The following is a 22,484-nucleotide window of genomic DNA, read 5'->3' as shown; positions in this document are numbered from 1 at the left end:
GCCCGGATGGGAATTCAGGGAGCGATGGCGGCGCGTCGCGCCGTACCGTTCGTGTCAGGAGGCGTGTTCGGCGCGTGGTTCCTGGTCCACGAGCCATGCGATGTCTTTCATCACTTCCGCGCGGCAGTCCTCGCCGAGCACGCTCAATTCGAGGCGCTCCATCGACATCAGCCCCTCGAGCGCGAGGAAGGCGAGGCGAGCGCCGCGTGCATGGTGCGCGGTCTCGTTCACTTCGTCGAGGCGCTTGCGATAGTGCTCGCGGATCATCCCGCGAAGCGTTTCGTCCTTCACCATCGCCGAGCACAGGCCGAGCATCACCGCGCGGTCCTCGCGGGACGGCATCTCGTCGGCGGCCGCGAGCATGGCGCGCATTTCGGTGCTGCCGGCGCACCCCATTCTTTGGCGCAACTCGCCGAGACGGCTTTCATGGCGCGCGACCTCGTTCTCGACGACGGCGTGAATCAACGCCTGCTTCGTCTTGAACTCGTAGAGCACGCTCGCCTTGCTGATGCCCGCCGCGGACGCGACGGCGTCGATCGACATGCTGTCCGTGCCGTCGCGCCGGATCACGTCGAGCGCGGCGGCGATAATCTGATCGCGATCGATGGTCTTTTTGCGGCCCATGACCGTGCCGTAACCCCACGATATGATTTCAAACCGATCGGTTATTTATTTTGTGCGTCGCAGCAAGTCAACGCCATCACGCGAAGGTGTTCATGGTTGCGGCTTTCCGGCAACAGCCGGTGAATCGTTGATACGAACGTTGAATGCGGGGCCAGACGCGCTATCTTGTCGGTAACTGATCCGACGATGCGGTAATCCGGTGTCAGACGATAAAGCCCGTCAGTTTCCAGATCCCAATCTGGGGTTTCGCGCACAGTTCCGCGGTTATGCAGAACTGGTTCGGCGCCAACGCGCGCTCGCGCGTCTTGGCGTCCGCGTCAGCGGGTTCGAGTCGCTGTGGCGCTATCGCACGAGCGAACGCGCGGCCGCTGTAGACATGGCGCGAGCGGCCAACGACAATCCCGGTCCACGTTTCAGCCTGCGTTTCGACCCGTCGATCGCGATCAGCGTCGTGGCGATTGTCGCCGTCGGTATCATCGTCTATTTCAGTCTCTAGATCGCACGCCGAAGTCGCACGCCGCACAGCTCACAGCACCGGCGTGCCGAGACGGAACACGTCTTCGGTCAGGCGGCGCCAGAACCCGTCGCGGGGCGTGAACTCGATGCATCGCGAATGCAGCGCTTCGAACCAGGACCGGACGGCTTCCACGCTTTGATGGTCATAGAGGAAGAGGGCGCATTCGAAGTTCAGGAGCATGCTGCGGACGTCGAAGTTCGGCGATCCGACATAGGCGACGTCGTCGATAAGCGTGGACTTCGCGTGGACCATGCGTTCCGGGTAGACGAGCACGCGGCAACCGCTGGCGGTCATCTCGCGCAGATACGCGCCACGTGCGAAATCGGCGACGCGGTGGTTTGAGTGCTCCGGCACGACGATGCGCACGTCGACGCCGCGCCGCCCCGCGACCGCGAGCGCGTGGCCGAGGAGTTCCGTCGGGAGGAAATAAGGCGTCACCACCCAGACGCGCTCCTGCGCATTGTGGATGGCATTGACCAGAACGTCGTGCAGTGCGTCGCCGTCCATGTCGGGACCGGAGGGTACGAGCTGCGTGCAGGTTTCCCCGACGCTTGCGCAGGCAACGGCCTGGCGCGGCTTACAAGCGTTTTCGGCGCCGGCGCTCTCCCAGTCCGAGGCATGGAGATCGGCGAAGACCTGCACCGTCGGCCCCTCGAGGCAGAAGGAAAGGTCCACCCAGCGTTTCGGGTTTTGTTCCGGACCCATGTATTCATCCGCCACGTTCATGCCGCCGGCGAAGACACGGGTACCGTCGGCGATGACCATCTTGCGATGGTTGCGCAGATTGAGGTGGCCGCGGTCCGGCGCGTGCACGATCGGCGAGAAGTAGCGCAACTCGCCGCCGGCTGCTCGCAGGCGGCGAAGCGCCTTCGTCGGCGGCCAGAGATTGCCGAGCCGGTCGATGATGAGCCGCACGGACACGCCGGCGCGCGCGCGCCGTTCCAGCGCCTCGACGAAGGCGCGGCCGACCGCATCGTCGGCGATGAGATAGAAGGTCACGTCGAGGCTATCGCGCGCTTCCTCGACGAGCCGCATCATCGCCACATAGGCCCCGGTGCCGTCGCCGAGCAGGGTGAAGGCGTTGCCGGGTGTGGCGGCCGGAAGGCCGTAGCTCCTGAAGTTCGCGCGGACGCCGCCTTCGCCGCGCTCGCCGCGTTGCGCACGTTCGAAGCGGACGCGCGGAAAGCGCGATCCCTGCTTGCGAAAGCCCAGCGCGAGGAAGAGGGGGATCGCGACGTAGGGAAGGAGGACGATGGCGAGCAGCCAGGCTGCCGTCGATTGCGGCGTGCGCCGCTGCTGCAGGACGAAGATGGCGGCAAGCAAGGTCAACGCGACGCCGACGATGACCAGGAAATGTTCGCCGAGCCAGATCATGCGTCGAACGTTCCGTCGCCAGGGGGCAGCCAGTGCATGATGGTCGTGTCCGTCTCCGTGGTCGCCACAAACCTTTGCCGCGCGCAATTTGGCACCCGGTGTAGCGCGCAGTATGGCGCCCGGTGCACCGCGCTATATGGCGCCCGATGCAACGCGCGATAGCACGCCCGGTTCCTGCCATTCCTGCGCCAAGCCGGCAAGCCGGAAGAGCGCAGGGCGGATCAGCGGAAGTGTTTGGGAAGAGACGATGGATCGTTAGCGCGAAGAAGACGGCGTGATGCTGGCCGATGGCTCCCGGCGATACGCAGGCCGGGTGAGCTTACGACATTGCCGACGATCGAGGTTGAGCCGTCAGGCCTTCATGCCATCGATGTCCGTGCTACTGGCGCGCCTGCGCAGACCGCCGTTCTACGGCGTCCAGCCGGTCGAGGCGCTCGCGGAACGGATCCGGCAAATTGTCGTCGATATCGAACATGGCGTATCCGTCGAGGATCTCACGAACCTCGGGACAACGAAGATTCGTGATCGCTGCCGATCGCGCACTCCGATGCTCCGCTCTGCTTACATCGTTCATTTGGCCGTCCCTTCATGCCTGAGGGTGCCAACTCCGATCGCAAACGGTTGTTCCAGATCCGCACGTAAAAATGCACATGGGCGACGAGGATATCGTCCATGTGGCGCGATAGTCGCACTTCGACAAGGTTTCAGCGGTTCGCGAATTCTCATGCAGACTTGAGAATGCGCCCTTGCCGAACGGAACTTCTAGGCGATCATGGTTAACAAAAGGTAAACACCATCGGTGCCTTCGGCCAAAACGAAGAAGGCCGTCGCACAGCCCGGCGAAGCGTCCGTCAGCGCGCCTCGCCGGGCCATTCGCCGCCGCGCATCAGCGGCTCGGCCTCGCCGGCTTCGGTGATGCCGTCGATATCGATCTCGCCGGAGCCGATCATCCAGTCGACATGGATCATGCTCGCGTTCGCGCCGCGGGCACCGAGTTCCTCCGCGCTCGCGGTGCCGCCGCCCTTCATGCACTTGGCGTAGGATTGGCCGAGCGCGATATGGCAGGCGGCGTTCTCGTCGAAGAGGGTGTTGTAGAAAAGGATGCCGCTCGCCGAGATCGGCGAGGAGTGCGGCACGAGCGCCACTTCGCCGAGCCGCCGTGCGCCGTCGTCGACATCCAGGAGCTTGAGAAGTGCCGCTTCGCCGGTCGATGCGCTCGCCTCGACGATGCGCCCCCCTTCGAAGCGAACCGCGATGTCGCGGATCAGCGTTCCCTGATGCGCGAGCGGCTTCGTGCTCGCCACCGTGCCGTCGACCCGTGTGGCGTGCGGCGTCGTGAAGACCTCCTCGGTCGGAATGTTCGGGTTGCAGCTCACGCCCTGGATCGTCTTGCCGGCACCGCCGCCCCACGAATGGCCTTCGGCAAGCCCGACCTTGAGATCGGTACCGGGCCCACGAAAGTGCAGGGCATCGTACTGCTTGTCGTCCAGAAGCTTGCGACGGGCGGAAAGGGCGGCGTTGTGCTTGCGCCATGCCTCTGTCGGGTCGGCGACGGACGCATCGACCCGGCTTGCCGCGAAGATCGCCTGCCACAGCCGGGCAAGGGCATTCTCGTCATTTGGAAACACGGTCTTCGCCCAGGCTTCGCTCGCATAGGCGACGATCGACCAGTTGGTCTCGAAGCGCGTGATCTTCTCGATCACCGGCTTGCCGGCCGCGGCGGCGAGGCGTTCGGCCTTGGCGACCTTTTCATGGTCCTGGCCGTCGAGAAGGTTCGGATCGCCGCCGATGATCTTCAGCCGGGCGATCTTGCCGTCGGCCATCGCCCGCGCGGTCGCCTCGTGGAGCCATGGCCGATCGTGGTCGAAGGCTTGATCGCCACCGTAGCGGAAGCGGGCGAGGGTCGCCGCCTCGTCGTCGTAGGAAAGGGTCACGAGGCCGGCGCCGCGCGCATAGGCCCGTTCGACGATGCGCCGGGCAAGTGGAACCATCGTCACGTCCGCCGAGACCAGCAGGTCCTGGCCTTCCTGCACGTTCACGCCGGTCGCGACCGCGACATCTGCGAGACGGTCCAGGAGGTCGTCGTGAGAAAGGGATGCGCTCGTGTCGTTCATGATCCGGGTCCGCTGAATTGATCGTCGCTTCGGAATGTCGCCGTCAGCCGGGCGGAGTCAATGGCGTTCGCTTTTGCGCAGGTCGGATTTGACATCGTTTATCGAGGCGTTAGGAAGAGCGCCGCTCGAGGTCTTCCGTTTCGTCCGAACAATGAGTCGCTTCGTGATTTCTTCCAGTTGGTTCCGGCAGCTTCGGCGGTTTCCGGCAGTCCTTGTTTTCGTGTTCGCGAGCGCGCTTTGCGTTGCGGCGATCTCGCCTGCCGGCGCGCAACAGGCCGCCGGCAGCGGCACTGCCGCGCAATCTGGCGCCGGTACGGCGTCCGGTCAGGACGGCCAGATCCAGGCGCTGATCGACGCCATCAAGAACGACGCCACCCGCAAGAAGCTCATCGATGCGCTCGAAAAGGCGAACGCATCCGACCAGGCGTCCACCACGACCGGCAAGAAGGCCGATCAGGCGCGCGAAGCCGTCGAGGAACAGGACGTTTCGTCGGCGGGTCGGCGGGTGGCCGAATTCACGCAGGCGATCGCCCATCGCGCGGTACTGTCGCTGACGAGGCTCGGCCGGCAGGCGGCAGCGCTTCCGCAGCGGCTGACGGCGTTCGGACCGGGCGACATGAGCATCCTGATGCGCGCGGTGCGCGACGTCGGTCTCGCGATCCTTACCACCTATGCCATCTTCCTGATCCTCCGGGTGATCGCAAAACGCATCTATCGCAGGCTCGGCGGACAAGCTTCCAATACGTCCGTCGGGCGGATGATCTTCCTGGTCGCGCTCTCGCTCGTCATCGACGTCGTCGTCGTGCTGCTCGCCTGGGCTGCCGGTTACGCCATCACGGCGCTCGCCTTCGGGGATTTCGGTGTCGTCGGCATCCGCCAGTCGCTCTATCTGAACGCCTTCGTGCTGGTCGAACTCTTCCGGGTCCTGCTGCGCTTCGTGCTCTCGCCGTCGACGGCGAACCTCCGCCTCGTTCGCATTTCCGATCCGGCCGCCAAGCGGCTGAACAACCGTCTCACCTGGATCGCCTTTATTCTCGGCTACGGCCAGCTCTTCGTCGCGCCGATCGTCAACGCCAGCGTGTCTTTCGCGGCGGGACAGGCGATTTCCGTCATCCTGTCGCTGATCGCTCTTGCGATCGCCGTCGTCATGACGGTACGCGGCCGCCACGCCGTCAAGGGCTGGCTCCTGAGCCAGACGGCCGGCCACTCGAACCATTCGCGCTTCGCCGTCTTTCTCGCGCAGTACTGGTACCTGCTGGCACTCCTCTACTTCGCCTTTCTCTTCTTCGTCATCGTCACGCAACCGGCGGCCGATCTGCTGCCGGTGCTTGCGGCGACGGGCAAGGTCCTTGCGGCGATCATCATCGGTCTCGCCATTACCGGCTGGATCGCAAGGGCGCGCAAGCGCGGCGTGAAGCTTCCCGAGACCGTAACCGATCGTCTTCCCGCGCTTGAAAACCGGCTCAACGCCTTCGTGCCGCGTTTCCTTAGCATCGTTCGCATCCTCGTCTTTCTGGTGATCCTCGGCGTCGCACTCGATGCGGTCGGCGCGCTGAACTACGGCGATTGGCTGCATTCGTCGTTCGGGGCGCGCGCGACCGGCGCCGTCGTCTCGGTCCTCGTCATCCTGCTGATCGCGTTCGGCATCTGGCTCGCCTTCATGTCGTGGGTCGATTTTCGGCTGAACCCGAATTTCGGCACGGTGCCGACCCAGCGCGAGCAGACGCTGCTGACGCTCCTGCGCAATGCGGCGACGATCGCGCTCATCATCATCACGCTGATGATCGCGCTCTCGCAGGTCGGCATTGACATCGCACCGCTGCTCGCATCGGCCGGCGTGCTCGGCCTCGCGATCGGTTTCGGCGCGCAGAAACTCGTTCAGGACATCATCACCGGCGTCTTCATCCAGCTCGAAAACGCGATCAATGTCGGCGACGTGGTCACGGCCGACGCCGTCACCGGAACGGCCGAGCGGCTCACCATCCGCTCGCTTTCCATCCGCGATCTCGACGGCACCTATCACATCATTCCCTTCTCTTCCGTCACCACCGTGTCGAACTTCATGAAGGGCTTTTCGTATTACGTGAACAACATCGGCGTCGCCTACCGCGAGGACATCGACGACGTGCGCGCCGCGCTCTTCGAAGCGTTCGAGCGGCTGCGCGGCAACGCGGAATACTCCTCGCTCATCATCGGCGACATGGAATGGTTCGGCGTGACGACCTTCGCGGACAGCGCCGTCATCGTGCGCTCGCGCATCAAGACCCTTGCCGGCAGCCAGTGGGGCATCGGTCGCGCGTATAACGGCTACATCAAGACGGTCTTCGACGAGCGCAACATCGAAATCCCGTTCCCGCACCAGACGCTTTATTTCGGCGAAGGCAAGCGCGGCGAAGCGCCGGTCGCCCACATCCGGGTCGCCGAGGACGAGGCGCCCGAGATCGGCGGCGATGCGCGTCCCGACATGGAGGAAAAGTCGAAGAACACCTCCGCACCGCCGATCGCGAGCGATCCGCCGGACAATGCGGAGGCGGACGACAGCGTCGACCATTCGGACGGGACGGCGCCGGGCGACGACGCAGGCCGATAGGCCGGAACCCTTCGGGTTTGTACGGATGCGCTCTGTACCATCGTCCCGGTTCCCCACGTGGCAAAGTGGGCGAGCGGCACGGTCGAGAACCCTTCGGGCCGCTTGATACGGAGGCCGGCGAGGCGATCAGTCGAAGAGCGAGGAAACGGAGCGCTCGGAAGCGGTGCGGTTGATCGCTTCGCCGATCAGGCCCGCCGTGCTCAGCACGCGAATGTTGTGCGCACCCTGGACGGCGGGTGTCGGCAGGATCGAATCCGTGATGACGAGTTCGGTCAGCTTGGAGGACGTGACCCGCGCGACGGCGCCGCCCGAAAGCACGCCGTGGGTGATGTAGGCGGTGACGGAATTGGCGCCGTTGCCGAGCAGCGCGTCGGCCGCGTTGCACAGCGTACCCCCGGAATCCACGATGTCGTCGATGAGCAGGCATTCATGCCCGCTGACGTCGCCGATGACGTTCATCACCTCGGACTCGCCCGGCCGATCGCGGCGCTTGTCGACGATGGCGAGCGGCGCATCGAGCCGCTTGGCGAGCGAACGCGCGCGCACCACGCCACCGGTATCTGGCGAGACGACCATCAGCTTGTCGGTGTTGTGATGCTCTTTCGCGTCACGCGCGAGGATCGGCACGGCGTAGAGATTGTCCGTCGGGATATCGAAGAAGCCCTGGATCTGTCCGGCATGCAGGTCGAGCGTCAAGATCCGGTCCGCGCCCGCTTCGGTGATGAGGTTGGCCACGAGCTTGGCCGAGATCGGCGTGCGGGGGCCGGCCTTCCGGTCCTGCCGCGCGTAGCCGAAATAGGGCAGGACCGCCGTGATCCGCCTTGCGGAAGAGCGGCGGAAGGCATCGATCATGATGAGCAGTTCCATCAGGTGATCGTTCGCCGGGTAAGCGGTCGGCTGGATGATGAAGACGTCCTCGCCACGCACGTTCTCGCGGATTTCGAAGAAGATCTCCTGGTCGGCGAAGCGACGCGCCGACGCCTTGCCGAGCGGCAGGCCAAGATACTCGCAAACGGACTCCGCGAGCGCTCGGTTGGCGTTTCCCGAGAAAACCTTCATGTCGTCCTGCCTGTTCCTGCCGCCGATGGCCGCGCTTTTAGAGGGTTTCCGACCGGTACGGAAGCACCCTGTTCGATCGTTGGGTGAAAGCTTTCGCCAGTGTCGATGGCTTACGGCGAACCGGCCGACCCGGATAACCTTGCGGCAAGGCGCGAATCGACCCGAGCGCCTTGCATTCGCATTGCGGCATTCAGCCGCTGCCGTGCTGGCGCCACGCAAGATAATCGGCGATGGTCTTGCGTGCGATCGTCCTCATCGCTTCCGCATGCCCGGCCCCCCATGCGCTGCCGCTTTCGTCCGGCACCACCTCGTCGCCCTGGATGCGGTGCAGCCGGTTTCCGTTCTCGTCGAGCACGTCCCAGACATATTCGATGCGCGTCGTGCCGCCGTCTTCGCTGGCATCGAAGTAACCGCGCAGGATGCTGTCGACGGGTTCGCCGGCATGGTTGCGGATCGCCAGACCCCGGCGCTTCGCAGCCGCCTCCAGCTCGCTCGAAAGCGGGCGTATCGCGTCCTCCGGCGCACCGATGACCGGCGTGAAGCGCACCGAACCCTGATCAGCGGGCGCCGTCTGTGTCGGGGATCGGGAAGCCGAGACGTCCTCGCTCGCCGGCTCGGAATGAGCGGCAGGGAACGTATGGGCCTTCTTAGGCGCCACCGCGGTCTTCCGATGGGCAGGTGGGCTCGCATCGTCCGGCAGACGGAGCACGTGCTTTGGCGTAATGGTCCGTGGAGCGGTCTGCCGAGGTGCCGGCGCTCGCGGTTCGGCGTTTTCGGGCGGCGGCAGATTGCTTCGTTCGACGGCCGATGGGTCCGGCTCCGGCTGTGGCCGGAATTGCGGGCCGCTTGCCCGTCGGTTGGCTGCTGGCGCGGAGGCGGGGAAGGACGCCCGTGCCGGTTGCGCGGCGAAAGAGGTGCCGGCGCCGACGCCCGGAATGGGGCTCGGTGGAACGAGCGGGCTTCCTTCGCCCGAACACCCGGCGAGCGAGACGGCCAGAACGACAAGGGCCGTGCGACCACCGACGACGAGCCGCCGTGGCGTATGTGGACGGACCCGGTGTCGGGCGGAGTATGACGGCGCTGCATGCATGGTCGCGCGATCCCGTTTCTCCGGACGCTTCGGGAACGGTGCGCCGTGGGCACGCCGCGCTCGAAACGCTGCCGATCGCCGGGGACGCCGCGATCCTTCGGAAGAAACGAGACGACCCTAGCAGGTTACGAGGTCGAGCCCGAAACGCGTCAACGGCTCGGGCGCCTCGTCCGTCGTCAGATAGGTCCGGCCGAGCGTCATGGCCGTGCCGCTATCTGAGTCCAGAATCATTCCATGCACGAAAAGAGTCATGTTTTTCTGAATCGGTTCGGCATTTTCGGCAAAAAACATCTGCCGCTCGATCCAGGTCGGTGCGAAGCGTGCGCCGACTGAGTATCCGCAGGTGTTCAGACGGTGGCGTGTCAGGTCGTGCGCCGCCATCACCTCGGCATAGGCGGCGAAGACGTCGCCGAACGTGTTGCCGGGCCGAAGTACCGCCTCGATCTCCTCGAGCGTCTCGCGTGCGGCCGCATCGAGGGCCAGATGCCGCTCGCTCGGTTCGCCGAGCAGCACGGTTCGCATCGCCACCGAATGGTAGTGTGCCTCGACGCCGGCCCATTCGAGCGTGAGCTGGTCGTTTTCCTCGAGCGTGCGGCGGCCGGCCGCGTAGTGGCACAGAAGCGCCTTGCGGCCCGAACCGATGACGAAGGGCGTGGCCGGCACGTCGCCGCCGCCGGCGAGCACCGTCGCCTGCATGGCGGCAAGGATATCGGCCTCGTCGGCCCCCGCTTTCACGAGCGGCAGCGCGGCGTCGAGTGCGTCGTCGCCGAGTTCGGCGGCCCGGCGGATGGCCGCGATCTCCGCATCGCTTTTCACGAGGCGCAGCCGGCTGACGAGCGGCGAGGCGTCGACCGGGTTCGCGAAGGTCTGCAGGCGCAAATCGAGCATGCGGCAGTTGGCGCCGGTCATGCCGTGCGTGTCGTATTCCACGCCGATCCGCTTGCCGAGCAGGTCCATGTCGTCGAGCAGCGTCTTCAGTTCGCCCGTCGGGTCGGCGTTCGTGCGATCCGTCCACACGACGACGCGCTCGACGTTCGAGGTCTGGCGGGCCTGACGCAGGTCGGCCGGACGTACGAAGAGCGCGAGGTCGCCGTCCGCCTTCACGATCAGGCACTGGAAGAAGCAGAAGCCCGTCGTGTCGAACCCGCTCAGCCAGTACATGCTCTCCTGCGCGAACAGCAGCATGGCATCGAGCTTCTCCTGATGCATCGCTTCCATGAGAAGCTGTAGGCGAGCCTCGTATTCCGCGGTCTCGAAATACTGGGGCATGGCTAGTCCTCCATGATGCCGATGGCAGAGATCTGTCGGCCATAATCCGGCTCGCCGCGATGGGTCATGCGCCGGTAGGAATAAAAGCGTGCTTCGTCGGCGTAGGTGCAGCGATCGACGGTGTCCGCGCGGACGCCGGCTTCCGCCAGACGGTGTGCGAGGAAGCCCGGAAGATCGAACATCGCATGCGCTTCGTCGCGTGCGGGCGAAAAGAAGGCTTCGAATTCCGGGTCGGCATCCGCGAAACGCTCGCGAAAGTCCGAACCGACCTCGTAGGCATCGGGGCCGATCGCCGGACCAATGCAGCCGGCAATGCGTTCTCGATCCGCTCCGAGACCTTCCATCGCTTCCACGGTCGCCTCGACGATGCCGCCCAGCGCACCGCGCCAGCCGGCATGGGCCGCAGCGACGATACCGGCCTCCGCATCGGTAAAGAGGATCGGCGCGCAATCGGCGGTGACGATGCCGACGACGAGGCCGGGCGTATCGGTGACAACGGCGTCGGCACGGGGTTTTTCGCCCTTGAACGGCTCCCGCGCGACGACGGCATGCGGCGAATGCACCTGGAAAGAGGTTACGAGGCGGTCTGCACCGACACCGAACCATGCGCCCACGCGCCGGCGATTTTCCTCGACGTCGCCTGCGTCGTCATCCGACCCCATGCCGACGTTGAGCCCGGCGTAGAAGCCGGAGGAAACGCCGCCTTCGCGCGTGAAGAAACCGTGGCGAACCGCCGTTTCCTTCGTCGCAGCGGTCAGCATTTCCGATTCGATCGGTCGAAGGCCGGTCGTGTCGGGCATGGTTTTCAGTTCCTCGTACGCGCCGACAGCCGCCGCGGCGCAGGACGCTCGATCGTGGCTGCGGGGCGGGGGGTTGTCAATCTGCGGTGCGAAAGGGTGCGAGCTGGAGCGGAGTTCCACCGATCGCGAGCACCTTGAAGAGTTCGCCCATATTGCCTTCGCCGGGAGCGGCAAGTCGCTCGACGGCCGTGCGGATCGCTTCCTGCGTCGCATCGTCCTTGCCGTGCCCGAGACTTCCGGCACGTTCGAGAAGGCCGAGCCGGACGAGGAAGTCGCCCTGGGTCGCCGTGCCGAGGACATGGGCGCGTGCAGCGCTGGCCGTGCGGGCGAGCGCGTCGAAGTCGACATGGCTCGTCAGGTCCGCTTCTCCGGGATGCGCCAGTGGCGGATCCGGCCGTTGCGCACGCAACGCCTGCAACGTGTCGCCGGCCTTCGGCGAAAGATGGCCGTAGTCGATGGCGAGCGCGACGCCGCCGTCCGAGGCGAGCCGGGCGGCGATCTCCTCCATGATGGCCGCGCGTGCCGGCGACGTTTCGACGACCGTGCCAGGCGGCAACGAAGTTGCACTGGCAGGAAGCTCAGTGTCCGGCAGGCGCGCCGCACCAGCCGCGAAGACGAGGTTCCCCTCGGCATCGACGCCGACGCACCGTTCGCGATAGCCGCTCTCGGTGCGCACGAACTGGCGGATCGGAATGGCATCGAAGAACTCGTTGGCGACGAGAAGCATGAAGCCCGCAGGCACCTGATCGATGCGCGTATGCCAGCTGACGCGTTCGTGCCGGCCGGCGAGAGTATTGCGCTGCTGCCGGGCGAGCCGGCTGCTCGTCTCGACGAGATGGACTTCGAGGCACGTGGCCAAGGCGGGGGCGAGCTTTTCGACGACGCGAAGAATATCCGCCGTCATCGTGCCGCGGCCGGGACCGAGCTCGACCAGACGAACCGGCGACGGCTCGCCCGCCGCCTGCCACGCGCCGACGAGAAAGATGCCGACGATCTCGCCGAAGAGCTGGCTGACCTCCGGCGCGGTGACGAAGTCGCCGTCGCGGCCGAACGGTTCGCGCGTCGTGTAGTAGCCGGCCTGCGGGTCGGAAAGGCACATGGCGAAGTAGTCCGCGACGCCGATCGGGCCGGAGGCGGAGATCTGTGCCTTGATGCGGTCGAGGAGCGGTGTCGCCATGGCTATCGCGGAGGCTCTCCGCTCAGGAACGCAGGCGTTCGCCGGCTGCAGGCCGTGCCGGTGTCCATGCCATCGCCCAGATGCCGACGGCAAGCATCGGCAGCGAGAGGACCATGCCCATGGTCAGCCATCCGCCTGCAAGATAGCCGAGCTGCGGATCGGGTTCGCGGAAGAATTCGACGAAGATCCGGCACAGCGCATAGCCCGCGACGAAGGCGCCCGCCGTCAGCCGCGGGCGCTTCAGCGTGCCGATCCGGTGCGTAAGAAACCGCAGCACGAGGAAGAGCACGATGCCTTCGAGGCCGGCTTCGTAAAGCTGGCTCGGGTGGCGGGGATAGGGGCCGCCGGTCGGAAAGATCATCGCCCACGGCACATCGGTGATGCGTCCCCAAAGCTCGTCGTTGACGAAGTTTGCGAGGCGCCCGAAGAAGAGGCCGATCGGCACGCACGGCGCGATGACGTCGCAAAGCTGCCAGACATTGATGCTGCGCGTGCGTGCGAAGATCGCGATGGCGAGCGTGACGCCGATCAGCCCGCCATGGAACGACATGCCGCCGTTCCAGATCTCGACCGCGCGCAACGGATGGGCGAGCACCGGCGCCAGATCGTAGAAGAGAATGTATCCGATACGCCCGCCGAGCACGATGCCGATCGCGGCCCAGAAGATGAAGTCGTCGATCTGCGCGCGTGTCATCGGCGGTCGGTTCGCGGGCCAAAGCGCGTCATTCGCGAGCAGCGAGCGTGCGTAGAGCCAGCCGAGCAGGATGCTGGCGACGTAGGCCACGCCATACCAATGGACCGCGAGCGGACCGAGCGAGAAGATGATGGGATCGATCTGCGGGTAGGGCAGGAGCGCGGCGTGGGCGAGGATGTATTCCACGGAACCGTCTTTCCCTTGCGAATACGGCGTCGATGGCTGAAAACCGGCGAATCGGCCGGACGGCTTCGAGCGCCATGGTCGGGCGCATCGGCCGGCCGGCTTCTTGAATACCGGCGGTGCGAGCCTTACCTGACGGCCGAAGAAGGCGCAATTGTGCCGTGAGCTTGCTTAGGAGATTGCCCATGACTTCCGGATCGAACCGCGTTCTCGACGATTTTGCCCGCCTGATGACCGATGCCGCCGGCGTGGCGCAGGGTGCGCGCAAGGAAGTCGAGACGGCCTTTCGCAGCCAGGCGGAACGCGTGCTCAATTCGATGGATCTCGTCCAGCGCGAAGAGTTCGAGGCGGTCCGCGACATGGCGATCCGTGCGCGCGAAGAAAACGATCTCCTGCTCGCCCGCATCGAATCGCTGGAAACCAAGCTCGGGGGATCGACGCCGGGCGCGGCGGCGAACGAGGACGAACACGGTTCGACGAACGCGTAACGCGCCCGAACGACCCGCTCGGGGTCGCCGGAACCATATGAAGCCGGGAAGGGCGGGGCCTTTCCCGGCTTTTTTTAACCATGTTTTCCCGCGCTCTCCGGTATAAAAAAAGGCTGTCTGCCGAGTCCTTTAGCGCGCAGCCCTGAATCACCTCGACAAGCCGAACCGGCCCGTCCCGCATGGAAAAACGTGGGAATTGCGGGCCGGGGGCTGGCGCGCCCGCGTGCCTTTTATACACTGATTTCACACGATGATTCGGAACGGGCAGTCTCCAGTTCCGCGCAAGCTGCCCCCGGCACGCTTCCGCCCGACGCCGAACATCAACGAGGTGATTCCCGGCTGGGGCGGCTCGACCGCATGGCGAGCGGCCCCGAAGATGGCGGGTCGGGACGAGACAGGTGTGGCATGAGCCCTATGGAAATCGAAGTGGAGCGCCAGGCGAACCCGGTCGACATGATCGAGTTCGTCGCCGCGAACAATGACTGGTCGTTCGAGCGCTCGGGCGAGGACGAGATCGCCATGACGGTGGAGGGACGCTGGAGCGACTACCACGTGTCCTTCTCGTGGATGGAGGAGTTCGAGGCGCTGCATCTTGCCTGCGCCTTCGACATCATGGTGCCGAAGAGCCGCATCGATGCGGTCGTGCATCTGCTCTCGCAGATCAATGGCCAGGTGCTGATGGGTCATTTCGACCTTTGGGAGCACGAGAACGTCGTGATCTTCCGCCAGTCGCTGCTGCTTGCCGGTGGCGCCGAGCCGACCAACCGGCAGGTCGAGGCGATGCTGAACGGCGGCCTGGATGCCTGCGAGGCCTACTTCCAGGCGTTCCAGTTCGTGGTATGGTCGGGCATGGATCCGAAGAGCGCTCTTGAAGCAGTGCTTTTCGAAACGGTCGGAGAGGCCTGAGCTCAATGGATCTTTCGGCGGCCGCACCGGTCGTTCTCGTCGGTGCGGGCAACATGGGCGGTGCATTGCTGAAAGGATGGCTCGATGCCGGCCTTTCGCCACGCGACGTCGTCGTGGTCGATCCGAAGCCGAGCGAGGCGATGGTGCGGCTGCTTGCCGAACGCGGCGTGCGTCATGAAGCCGAGCCGCCGTCGGATCTCGTCGCGCGCGTCCTCATGCTGGCGGTCAAACCACAGATGATGGCGGACGTCGTGCCGTCGCTGAAAGGGCTTGTCGGCCGGGAAACTGTGGCCGTTTCGATCGCGGCTGGAACGCCGCTTTCGGCGATCGAGGGCTATCTCGGCGGCGGAGCGGTCGTTCGCGTCATGCCGAATACGCCGGCGATGGTCGGCCGGGGCATCTCGGCGGCCGTCGCCAACGCCGACGTTTCCGCCGAGCAACGCGACTGGGTGAGCGCGCTTCTCAGCGTTTGCGGACCGGTGGAGTGGGTCGACGACGAAGCGTTGATCGACGCGGTTACCGGCGTCTCCGGCAGCGGCCCTGCCTATGTCTATTATCTGGTCGAGTGCATGGCCGAGGCGGGTCGCAAGAGCGGATTGCCGGACGACCTCGCCATGCGGCTTGCCCGGGCGACCGTTTCCGGCGCCGGCGAGATGCTGCATCGCTCCGAGGAGGAAGCGGCCACACTTCGCGCCAACGTGACTTCGCCGAACGGCACGACGGCGGCGGCACTCTCCGTTCTCATGGACGAGGACGGCTTGCAACCGCTCGTCGAGCGCACCGTCGAAGCTGCCCGCAAGCGTGCGCACGAACTCGGCCAGTAGAGTAGCCAAGCCAGGGAACGGGCATGAGTGATACGATCGAGTTTTCCGATTTCGAGAAGGTGGACATCCGTGTCGGCACCGTCGTCGATGCGGCCCCGTTTCCCGAAGCGCGCAAGCCGGCGATCAAGCTGACGATCGATTTCGGCGAGACGATCGGGACGAAGCGCTCCTCCGCTCAGATCACGCGCCACTACGAGCCCGAGGCGTTGATCGGCAGGCAGGTGATTGCCGTCGTCAATTTTCCCCCGCGCCAGATCGGCCCGTTCATGTCGCAGGTCCTCACGCTCGGGTTCGCCGATGGCGATGGCGCGATCGTGCTTGCGAACTGCGACCAGCCGGTCCCGAACGGCGAACGCCTGCAATAGCGCTGCGAAGTGGCGGCTACCGGGCGTCGTCGGCGACGTCGGCCTCCGGACGGTCCGTGCCGTTCGCACTTTCCTCCCGCCACACGCCTTCGGCATCCTGATAGCGGATGGTCGTTTCGCCGGTATCGGCTTCCTCGTGCTCGGCTGCCGCTTGCATGGCAGCCTGCAGCGCCATGTCGTGTGTGGGGTAGGGTTCCGAATAGACGTCGTCCAGCCGGTAGGCCCATCCCTCGTCGTGCTCGACGATATGATAGGTGATGCGTGCCATGCGCGTTCTCCCAAGAATTCAATGGGGAAACGAACCGCGCGGTTAGCAGTTCCTGCATCGGCCGCGGCGAAAGCCGAAGCCGGAACGCGGGGTTCGTCACGCTGGAACGCGGATCGTCGCGCGCAGGCCGCCATGCGGGCTGTCGGAAAGCGAAACGTCGCCGCCATGGCCGCGTGCGATGTCGCGTGCGATCGAAAGGCCGAGACCGGTGCCGCTCTGGTCGAGATTGCGGGCCTGATCGAGGCGATAGAACGGCTTGAAGACGTCCTCGCGCGCGTCCGGCGGAATGCCGGGGCCGTCGTCGTCGATGACGATGGTGAGCGCGCGTTCGTCGTGTTGGGCGCGGATTTCCACCATGTCGGCGTAGCGCATCGCGTTCGACGAAAGGTTCGTCACGAGCCGGGTGAACGACTTCGGGCGCACCATGATCGTCGGCGATCCCTCGAGGCTCGTCGACAGGATCTTGTCGTGCACCTTGGCATCGCATTCGATCTTGTTGAGAAGCCGGGCGAGGTCGAGCGATCCGACGTCCTCCTCCGCCGCGTTGCGCGCGAAGGAAAGATACCCTTCGAGCATCGACTGCATCTCGTCGACGTCGTGGGTGAGCTGCTCGATCTCCGGGGAATCGCCCGACATGGCGAGCTGCAGGCGGAAACGGGTGAGCACGGTGCGCAGATCGTGGCTGACGCCGGAAAGCATGGCGGTGCGCTGGTCGATCGATTTTTCGATACGCTCGCGCATCTTGATGAAGGCCATGCCGGCCCTGCGGATCTCGTCGGCGCCGCGCGGGCGAAAGTCCTCTGGCGTCGGCTGGCCCTTGCCGAAGCTTTCCGCCGCACGCGCGAGCGCGAGGATTGGTCGGATCTGGCCGCGCAGGAACAGGATCGCGATGCCGAGCAGCACAAGCGACGTGCCGACCATCCACATGAGGAAGATGTGCGTGTTCGAGGCGTAGGCCTGGCTGCGCTTGGCGAAGACGCGCAGGATACGCTTGCTCGGCAGCTGGATGCGGATCTCGACGAGATTGGAATTGCCGACCGTGTCGATCCAGAAGGGCAGGTCGATCTGCTTGGCGATCTCCTCGCTCAGCGCCTGGTCGAGGATCGAAAAGAAGGGTTTGGGCCGCGGCGGCGGCAATTCGGCGGGCGGGTCGACGGAAACGTTGAGATCGAGCCGATCGCGGGCGATGCGCGTGATCGCGTCGTAATTGGCGCCCTGCGGGTAGCTTTCCATCACGTCGATGATGCCGGCGATGTCGCGCACGACGGCGGTCGACAGGCGATGCGTGACCGTTTGCCAATGCCGCTCCATGAAGACGAAGGCGACCACCGACTGCAGGAGCACCATCGGAATGATGATGATGAGGAGCGAACGGGCGTAGAGACCCGTCGGCAACCGCCGCCTCAGCCACGGGCCGAACTGGCGCAGGCCCCGCGCGGCGGGTCGTTCGCGTTCGTTCTGGCGGCGCATGCCTTCGAATGTGACCATCGGGTCTTCGCCTTCGCCCGCGTTCCGCGCCCTTTCGGCATTCCCGCCGGGGTCGGTTTCGCGCTCGTTACTCCACGCTCAGCCGGTAGCCGATGCCGCGTACCGTCTGCAGCCAGATCGGGTTTGCCGGATCCGCCTCGATCTTGCGCCTCAAGCGGTTGATCTGCACGTCGATCGTGCGCTCGCCGACTTCGGTATCGCCGGATACGAGTTCGTGCCGGGGGATCGTGTCGCCGGCGCGTTCGGCGAACATCACCATGATCTCGCGCTCGCGGTCCGTCAGCCGCACCGTCTCGGTCCCGCGTTTCAGTTCGCGCTTGGCGATCGCGAAGGTGTAGGGACCGAAGACGATCTGCTCCACCTTCGGCTCGGCCGGCGGGCCGCCGCGGCGCAGGATGTTGTTGATGCGCAGCATCAGTTCGCGCGGGTTGAAGGGCTTCGGCAGATAGTCGTCCGCGCCGGCTTCCAGACCCTCCACGCGCGCTTCCGCCTCGGCAAGCGCGGTGAGGATGAGGATCGGTACGTCCTTGATTTCACGCAGCCCTTTGGTGAGCGCAAGGCCGCTTTCGCCCGGCATCATCACGTCGATGATCAGCAGGTCGAAGTCGAGCCCGGCGAGCTTGCGCCGCGCTTCGGCCGCTTCCGAGGCGACCGTGACCCGAAAGCCCTGTTCCTTCAGGTAGCGGTTCAGGAGCTCGCGGATGCGCGTGTCGTCGTCGACGACGAGAAGATGCGCGGCATTATCGTAATGGGCCGCGGTCCGGGTTTCGATCTTCGTTTCTGGCGCGTTCATCGGATAAGCCTCATCCTCGTCCGGCTGTATGGCTCGCTCATTGCGGATCGATCATGGCACGAAGGAACCGTTCGATGCGAGCGCGGTCTTCTGCCTCGCAGCCCATGGCGGCCGCAATGCGCCGGGACTGGACGTCGGCAAGCGCCACGGCGAGATCGCGCCCCCGGCGCGTGGGATAGAGCTGGCGCTGCCGGCGGTCGACGGGCCCCGCCACCTGATGAACGTAGCCGCGCTCGATCAATTGTCTCAGCACGCGCGCAAGGCTCTGCTTGGTGATCTTCAAGGTGTCCAGGAGATCCGCGACGGTCATGCCTGGCTGGCGGTTGACGAAGTGGACGACCCGGTGGTGAGCCCGCCCGAAATCGAGTTCGGCAAGCATCGCGTCGGCATCGCCGGTAAAGTCGCGATAGGCGAAGAAGAACAACTCGATGAGTTCGAAGTCGATCGGAACGTCGCCGACCATGGGCTCGACCACGATCTCCGGTTCGCGATGTTTTGTTGCCTTCGATTCCATTCGAACGATCGTTCCTTTCAAATACGTCAGTGATATTGACATATTTTGTCGGGATTGCTAGATCCCGACTGTCGGCGGGCACGAGCCTGCGCCGCGACCCTTCGGTCTTCGATCGGTCCGGCCCCGTTTTTGCCCCGCTCTTCACCGCAGACAGCCCGCACGCCGACCCTTCTTTCAAGTCGACCGGACACTGCTTCATAATGCACCAGCAAGGCGCTCGCCGCGCCGGAGGAAAAAGCAAATGGCATCCGTTCCTTTCGATCAACTCGATGGCGAAATCTGGTTCAACGGCGAATTCGTCGCGGCGAAGGATGCGAAGGTGCACGTACTCACGCATGGTCTGCACTATGCGAGCGCGGTGTTCGAGGGCGAGCGCGCCTATGGCGGGCGCATCTTCAAGCTCGACGAGCATACCCGGCGCCTGCACGATTCGGCGAAGATTCTGGGCTTCACCATTCCCTATTCGCCCGAGACGATCGAGGAGGCGTGCAATACGCTCCTCTCCCGGCAGGGACTGACGGACGCCTATGTCCGACCGATCGCCTGGCGCGGCAGCGAGATGATGGGCGTCTCGGCCCAGAACAACAGCATCAACTGCGCGATCGCGATCTGGGACTGGCCGAGCTACTTCAAGCCGGAAGAACGGCTGAAGGGCATTCGTCTCGACCTGGCCGAATATCGCCGGCCGGATCCGAAGACGGCGCCTTCCAAGTCGAAGGCTTCCGGCCTCTACATGATCTGCACGCTTTCCAAGCACGCCGCCGAGGACAAGGGCTATGCCGACGCGCTGATGCTCGACTGGCGCGGGCAGGTGGCCGAAGCCACCGGCGCCAACGTGTTCTTCGTCAAGGACGGCGCGTTGCATACGCCGACCCCGGACTGCTTCCTCGACGGCATCACTCGACGCACCGTCATCGCGCTCGCCAGGCGCCGCGGCATCGAGGTGATCGAACGCGTCATCATGCCGGAAGAGATGGATGGCTTCGAGCAGTGCTTCCTTACCGGTACGGCCGCCGAGGTGACGCCCGTTTCCGAGATCGGCCCGTACCGCTTCAACGTCGGCGAGATCACCTCGCAGCTCATGAACGACTACATGAGCACGGTGCAGCCCGAGCGTGCAGCGGCGGAATAGCCGGTCGTCAGGCGCAATGATCGAACGGCGGGCGCCGGGACTGGCGCCCGTTTGCTTGATCGCGCGGGAGCGGCGCGGTAGACGCGCGGCAGGGACGGGCACGTTCGCCAGCGCCGTCCGGTTCGCTTCGGAGGAACCATGACCAAGCTCCAGGCCGGCATCATCCCGGTCACGCCCTTCCAGCAGAATTGCGCCGTCCTCTTCGTTCCCGAGACGAAGCGCGGGGTCGTCGTCGATCCCGGCGGCGATGTCGAAATCATCACGCAGACGCTTGCCGAGAACGGCCTGACGATCGAGGCGATCTGGCTTACCCATGGCCATATCGACCATGCCGGAGGTGCCGTCGACCTGAAGGCCGCACTCGATGTCGAGATCGTCGGGCCGCACGAGGCCGACCGGCAGCTTCTCGAGGGGCTCGAGGAACAGGCGCGCATGTTCGGCCTCGAAGGGACGTTCCGGAACGTCGTGCCGGATCGCTGGCTCGAAGAAGGCGATACCCTTTCGATCGGCGATCACACCTTCGACGTGCTTCACTGTCCGGGCCATGCGCCTGGTCATGTCGTCTTCGTGGATCGGGCGCAGAACTTCGCGCATCTGGGCGACGTCCTCTTCAACGGTTCGATCGGCCGCACCGATCTGCCGGGCGGCGACCACGAGACGCTTCTCGCGTCGATCCGGGACAAGGTCCTGCCGCTCGGAGACGATTTCGGCTTCATCTGCGGCCACGGTCCCGGAAGCACGATCGGCGAGGAACGCCGCTCCAACCCTTTCCTAAAGGGTCTCTAGCACCGGCATACACTTGGGGTCGCGGCCGGGGGCAACCCATACCGCTTCATCGATGGGGATCGAAAAAGGGCCGGCATTTCGCCGGCCTTTTTTAAAACGAATGACCTGACGTCAAGCGGCATGCGCTCATCAGTTCGCTACGCAGAAGTGATTCTGACCATCGTAACCACGGAACGTACCCGAACGTGCGTCGAAGCTACGGTAGCGGTTTTCGCAGTAGTTGTACCAGGCGTTCGTCCAGGGCTGGATGGAACTCGTATAGACGGGTGCCGGACGATAGACCTCCACCGGGCGCTCGCGATAGTAGCGGACCGGAGGGTCGACCTCGTAATAGGTGCGCGGGCGATCGCTGGCGATGGCGCCGCCGATGATGGCGCCGGTGGCAAGGCCGAGCGCACCGAGGGCAAGACCGTCATTATGGTGATGATAGTAATACCGGTGGTGGTGCCAATCGCGCGCCTGCGCGCTCGAAAGCGGAACCAGAGCGGTCGCAGCGACGGCCGCAGACAGAACGAATGCTTTGACCAGGTTTTTCATGATGCGCCTCCTAGCGCATGGCGACTTTGCCGGTTGGGAAAGCAACGGCGCTTCCTCAATACTCGAGAAATAGCGTGTGCATGCTGAACGCAGGCTGAATGCTATTTCTTGCCGGAGGATCGACCGCCGGATCATCCGCTTTGCCGTTCGTGCCGGGTGGCAAGTCCCGGTATCCGGCGGACCGGTCGGCACGTTCGGTAAAGGTCGGGCCCGCGTATCGGTCCGGCCGCCCGAGCTTCTACATGCTGTGACTGCGGAACGGCGGATGGAGCCGGCTCGAACGGCCGGCTCCATCCGTCGCCGTCTTCGAACCGTTCAGGGAGCGATCGAGAGGTTGACCGCCTTCGGTCCCTTGCCGCGCCGGTCGGGCTCGGTCTCGAAGCTCACTTTCTGGTTTTCTTCCAAGCCGGGAAGCCCCGAAGCCTGAACGGCGGAAATATGGACGAATATGTCCGATCCGCCGTTGTCGGGTTTGATGAAACCAAACCCCTTCTCGTTGTTGAAGAATTTAACCGTGCCAGTCTCGGCCATTCCATCAGGTCCTTTGCTTGCCGGCCGCTCCTTCTAGCGGCCATCCGGTCTGCCCCCGCCCCATGGCGGGATCGAAGCAGGCATCTGTCGAATGTCTTGGAAGGGTCCTGATTATCGCGGCATCTGTCCGGCTGCATTCGCAGCGCATTCGGCCGCCGTTCTGTGTGCCGCCCGTCCGGAAGGTCATCTCGATTTCCGGCTCGCACCTTTTGCGGTCTTCCCATGTTCGCACACTGCCCGAACGCGAAAAGACTGCGGCCTTTAGTCGCCCTTGGCAAGTAAAACTTTCACGAGAACCCGAAAAAGCGGCCTTTCACGGCGTTCGCGAAGATTTCCGCATTCGCGCGGGACTTCGCCGTAC

The 22,484-nt window shown here is 64.8% G+C and carries 23 protein-coding genes; 8 read left to right on the top strand and 15 right to left on the bottom strand.

The features are described 5' to 3' along the window. Positions 1-54 precede the first annotated feature (54 nt). Positions 55-624, bottom strand: coding sequence for a TetR/AcrR family transcriptional regulator (locus FJU11_RS05175; RefSeq protein ID WP_141165963.1), 570 nt, complete (start codon positions 622-624; stop codon positions 55-57). A 199-nt stretch (positions 625-823) separates the two neighbouring features. On the opposite strand from FJU11_RS05175, the gene FJU11_RS05170 reads away from it, so the two are divergent. Beyond that, complete coding sequence (locus FJU11_RS05170) at positions 824-1,120, top strand: hypothetical protein (protein WP_141165962.1); 297 nt, start codon at positions 824-826, stop codon at positions 1,118-1,120. 30 nt (positions 1,121-1,150) lie between these two features. Here FJU11_RS05170 and FJU11_RS05165 read toward each other — a convergent pair whose 3' ends face one another. Both FJU11_RS05165 and FJU11_RS05160 read right to left on the bottom strand, forming a co-directional pair. Further along, positions 1,151-2,515 carry a phospholipase D-like domain-containing protein gene (locus FJU11_RS05165; RefSeq protein ID WP_141165961.1) on the bottom strand — a complete coding sequence of 455 codons (1,365 nt, stop codon included), beginning with the start codon at positions 2,513-2,515 and terminating at the stop codon, positions 1,151-1,153. An 851-nt stretch (positions 2,516-3,366) separates the two neighbouring features. Further along, a complete protein-coding gene (locus FJU11_RS05160) occupies positions 3,367-4,629 on the bottom strand; it encodes an aminopeptidase (RefSeq protein WP_141165960.1) in 1,263 nt (420 codons plus the stop codon). A gap of 220 nt (positions 4,630-4,849) precedes the next feature. On the opposite strand from FJU11_RS05160, the gene FJU11_RS05155 reads away from it, so the two are divergent. After that, positions 4,850-7,219, top strand: a complete 2,370-nt coding sequence (locus FJU11_RS05155; protein ID WP_181408054.1) for a mechanosensitive ion channel domain-containing protein — start codon at positions 4,850-4,852, stop codon at positions 7,217-7,219. A 126-nt stretch (positions 7,220-7,345) separates the two neighbouring features. On the opposite strand, the gene FJU11_RS05150 is transcribed toward FJU11_RS05155, so the two are convergent. The 6 genes from FJU11_RS05150 to lgt form a co-directional block, all read right to left on the bottom strand. Beyond that, on the bottom strand, positions 7,346-8,278 hold the full coding sequence (locus FJU11_RS05150; RefSeq protein ID WP_141165958.1) for a ribose-phosphate pyrophosphokinase: 933 nt from the start codon (positions 8,276-8,278) through the stop codon (positions 7,346-7,348). 190 nt (positions 8,279-8,468) lie between these two features. Beyond that, positions 8,469-8,936 (bottom strand): hypothetical protein, encoded by a 468-nt coding sequence (locus FJU11_RS05145; RefSeq protein ID WP_141165957.1) that lies wholly within the window; start codon positions 8,934-8,936, stop codon positions 8,469-8,471. 549 nt (positions 8,937-9,485) lie between these two features. Next, positions 9,486-10,637 (bottom strand): M24 family metallopeptidase, encoded by a 1,152-nt coding sequence (locus tag FJU11_RS05140; protein ID WP_141165956.1) that lies wholly within the window; start codon positions 10,635-10,637, stop codon positions 9,486-9,488. 2 nt (positions 10,638-10,639) lie between these two features. Continuing rightward, entirely contained in the window at positions 10,640-11,437 is a 798-nt protein-coding gene (pgeF, locus tag FJU11_RS05135; protein ID WP_141165955.1) for a peptidoglycan editing factor PgeF, read from the bottom strand. 76 nt (positions 11,438-11,513) lie between these two features. Next, a complete protein-coding gene (locus FJU11_RS05130) occupies positions 11,514-12,614 on the bottom strand; it encodes a class I SAM-dependent methyltransferase (protein ID WP_141165954.1) in 1,101 nt (366 codons plus the stop codon). Positions 12,615-12,636: 22 nt separating this feature from the next. Continuing rightward, positions 12,637-13,494, bottom strand: coding sequence for a prolipoprotein diacylglyceryl transferase (lgt, locus tag FJU11_RS05125; RefSeq protein ID WP_181408053.1), 858 nt, complete (start codon positions 13,492-13,494; stop codon positions 12,637-12,639). A gap of 182 nt (positions 13,495-13,676) precedes the next feature. On the opposite strand from lgt, the gene FJU11_RS05120 reads away from it, so the two are divergent. The 4 genes from FJU11_RS05120 (at position 13,677) to FJU11_RS05105 (ending at position 16,074) form a co-directional block, all read left to right on the top strand. Beyond that, the gene (locus FJU11_RS05120; protein ID WP_141165953.1) at positions 13,677-13,979 is read left to right on the top strand and encodes an accessory factor UbiK family protein; all 303 of its coding nucleotides are present in this window, start codon (positions 13,677-13,679) and stop codon (positions 13,977-13,979) included. 405 nt (positions 13,980-14,384) lie between these two features. Continuing rightward, positions 14,385-14,885, top strand: coding sequence for a type III secretion system chaperone family protein (locus tag FJU11_RS05115; RefSeq protein WP_141165952.1), 501 nt, complete (start codon positions 14,385-14,387; stop codon positions 14,883-14,885). A 5-nt stretch (positions 14,886-14,890) separates the two neighbouring features. Further along, on the top strand, positions 14,891-15,709 hold the full coding sequence (gene proC / locus FJU11_RS05110) for a pyrroline-5-carboxylate reductase (RefSeq protein WP_141165951.1): 819 nt from the start codon (positions 14,891-14,893) through the stop codon (positions 15,707-15,709). 23 nt (positions 15,710-15,732) lie between these two features. Next, on the top strand, positions 15,733-16,074 hold the full coding sequence (locus FJU11_RS05105) for a tRNA-binding protein (RefSeq protein ID WP_141165950.1): 342 nt from the start codon (positions 15,733-15,735) through the stop codon (positions 16,072-16,074). Positions 16,075-16,090: 16 nt separating this feature from the next. On the opposite strand, the gene FJU11_RS05100 is transcribed toward FJU11_RS05105, so the two are convergent. The 4 genes from FJU11_RS05100 to FJU11_RS05085 all read right to left on the bottom strand — a co-directional run bounded on the left by FJU11_RS05100 (position 16,091) and on the right by FJU11_RS05085 (position 19,137). After that, complete coding sequence (locus FJU11_RS05100; RefSeq protein WP_141165949.1) at positions 16,091-16,342, bottom strand: DUF2188 domain-containing protein; 252 nt, start codon at positions 16,340-16,342, stop codon at positions 16,091-16,093. 96 nt (positions 16,343-16,438) lie between these two features. After that, complete coding sequence (locus FJU11_RS05095) at positions 16,439-17,830, bottom strand: ATP-binding protein (RefSeq protein ID WP_141165948.1); 1,392 nt, start codon at positions 17,828-17,830, stop codon at positions 16,439-16,441. Positions 17,831-17,897: 67 nt separating this feature from the next. After that, complete coding sequence (locus FJU11_RS05090; RefSeq protein WP_141165947.1) at positions 17,898-18,623, bottom strand: response regulator; 726 nt, start codon at positions 18,621-18,623, stop codon at positions 17,898-17,900. 37 nt (positions 18,624-18,660) lie between these two features. Continuing rightward, positions 18,661-19,137, bottom strand: a complete 477-nt coding sequence (locus tag FJU11_RS05085) for a MarR family winged helix-turn-helix transcriptional regulator (RefSeq protein ID WP_141165946.1) — start codon at positions 19,135-19,137, stop codon at positions 18,661-18,663. Between the two features lie 241 nt (positions 19,138-19,378). Between FJU11_RS05085 and FJU11_RS05080 the strand changes: the two genes are divergently transcribed. Then, positions 19,379-20,269, top strand: a complete 891-nt coding sequence (locus FJU11_RS05080; protein WP_141165945.1) for a branched-chain amino acid aminotransferase — start codon at positions 19,379-19,381, stop codon at positions 20,267-20,269. A 138-nt stretch (positions 20,270-20,407) separates the two neighbouring features. Next, on the top strand, positions 20,408-21,055 hold the full coding sequence (locus FJU11_RS05075) for an MBL fold metallo-hydrolase (RefSeq protein ID WP_141165944.1): 648 nt from the start codon (positions 20,408-20,410) through the stop codon (positions 21,053-21,055). Positions 21,056-21,184: 129 nt separating this feature from the next. Here FJU11_RS05075 and FJU11_RS05070 read toward each other — a convergent pair whose 3' ends face one another. Together FJU11_RS05070 and FJU11_RS05065 are read right to left on the bottom strand one after the other, a co-directional pair. Continuing rightward, positions 21,185-21,592 (bottom strand): BA14K family protein, encoded by a 408-nt coding sequence (locus FJU11_RS05070; RefSeq protein ID WP_141165943.1) that lies wholly within the window; start codon positions 21,590-21,592, stop codon positions 21,185-21,187. A gap of 315 nt (positions 21,593-21,907) precedes the next feature. After that, positions 21,908-22,123 (bottom strand): cold-shock protein, encoded by a 216-nt coding sequence (locus FJU11_RS05065; protein ID WP_141165942.1) that lies wholly within the window; start codon positions 22,121-22,123, stop codon positions 21,908-21,910. Between the last annotated feature and the right edge of the window lie 361 nt (positions 22,124-22,484).

The organism is Pararhizobium mangrovi, assembly GCF_006516965.1.
GTDB classification, from domain to species: Bacteria; Pseudomonadota; Alphaproteobacteria; order Rhizobiales; family Rhizobiaceae; genus Pararhizobium_B; species Pararhizobium_B mangrovi.
This window is presented reverse-complemented; position numbering and strand designations above follow the sequence as displayed.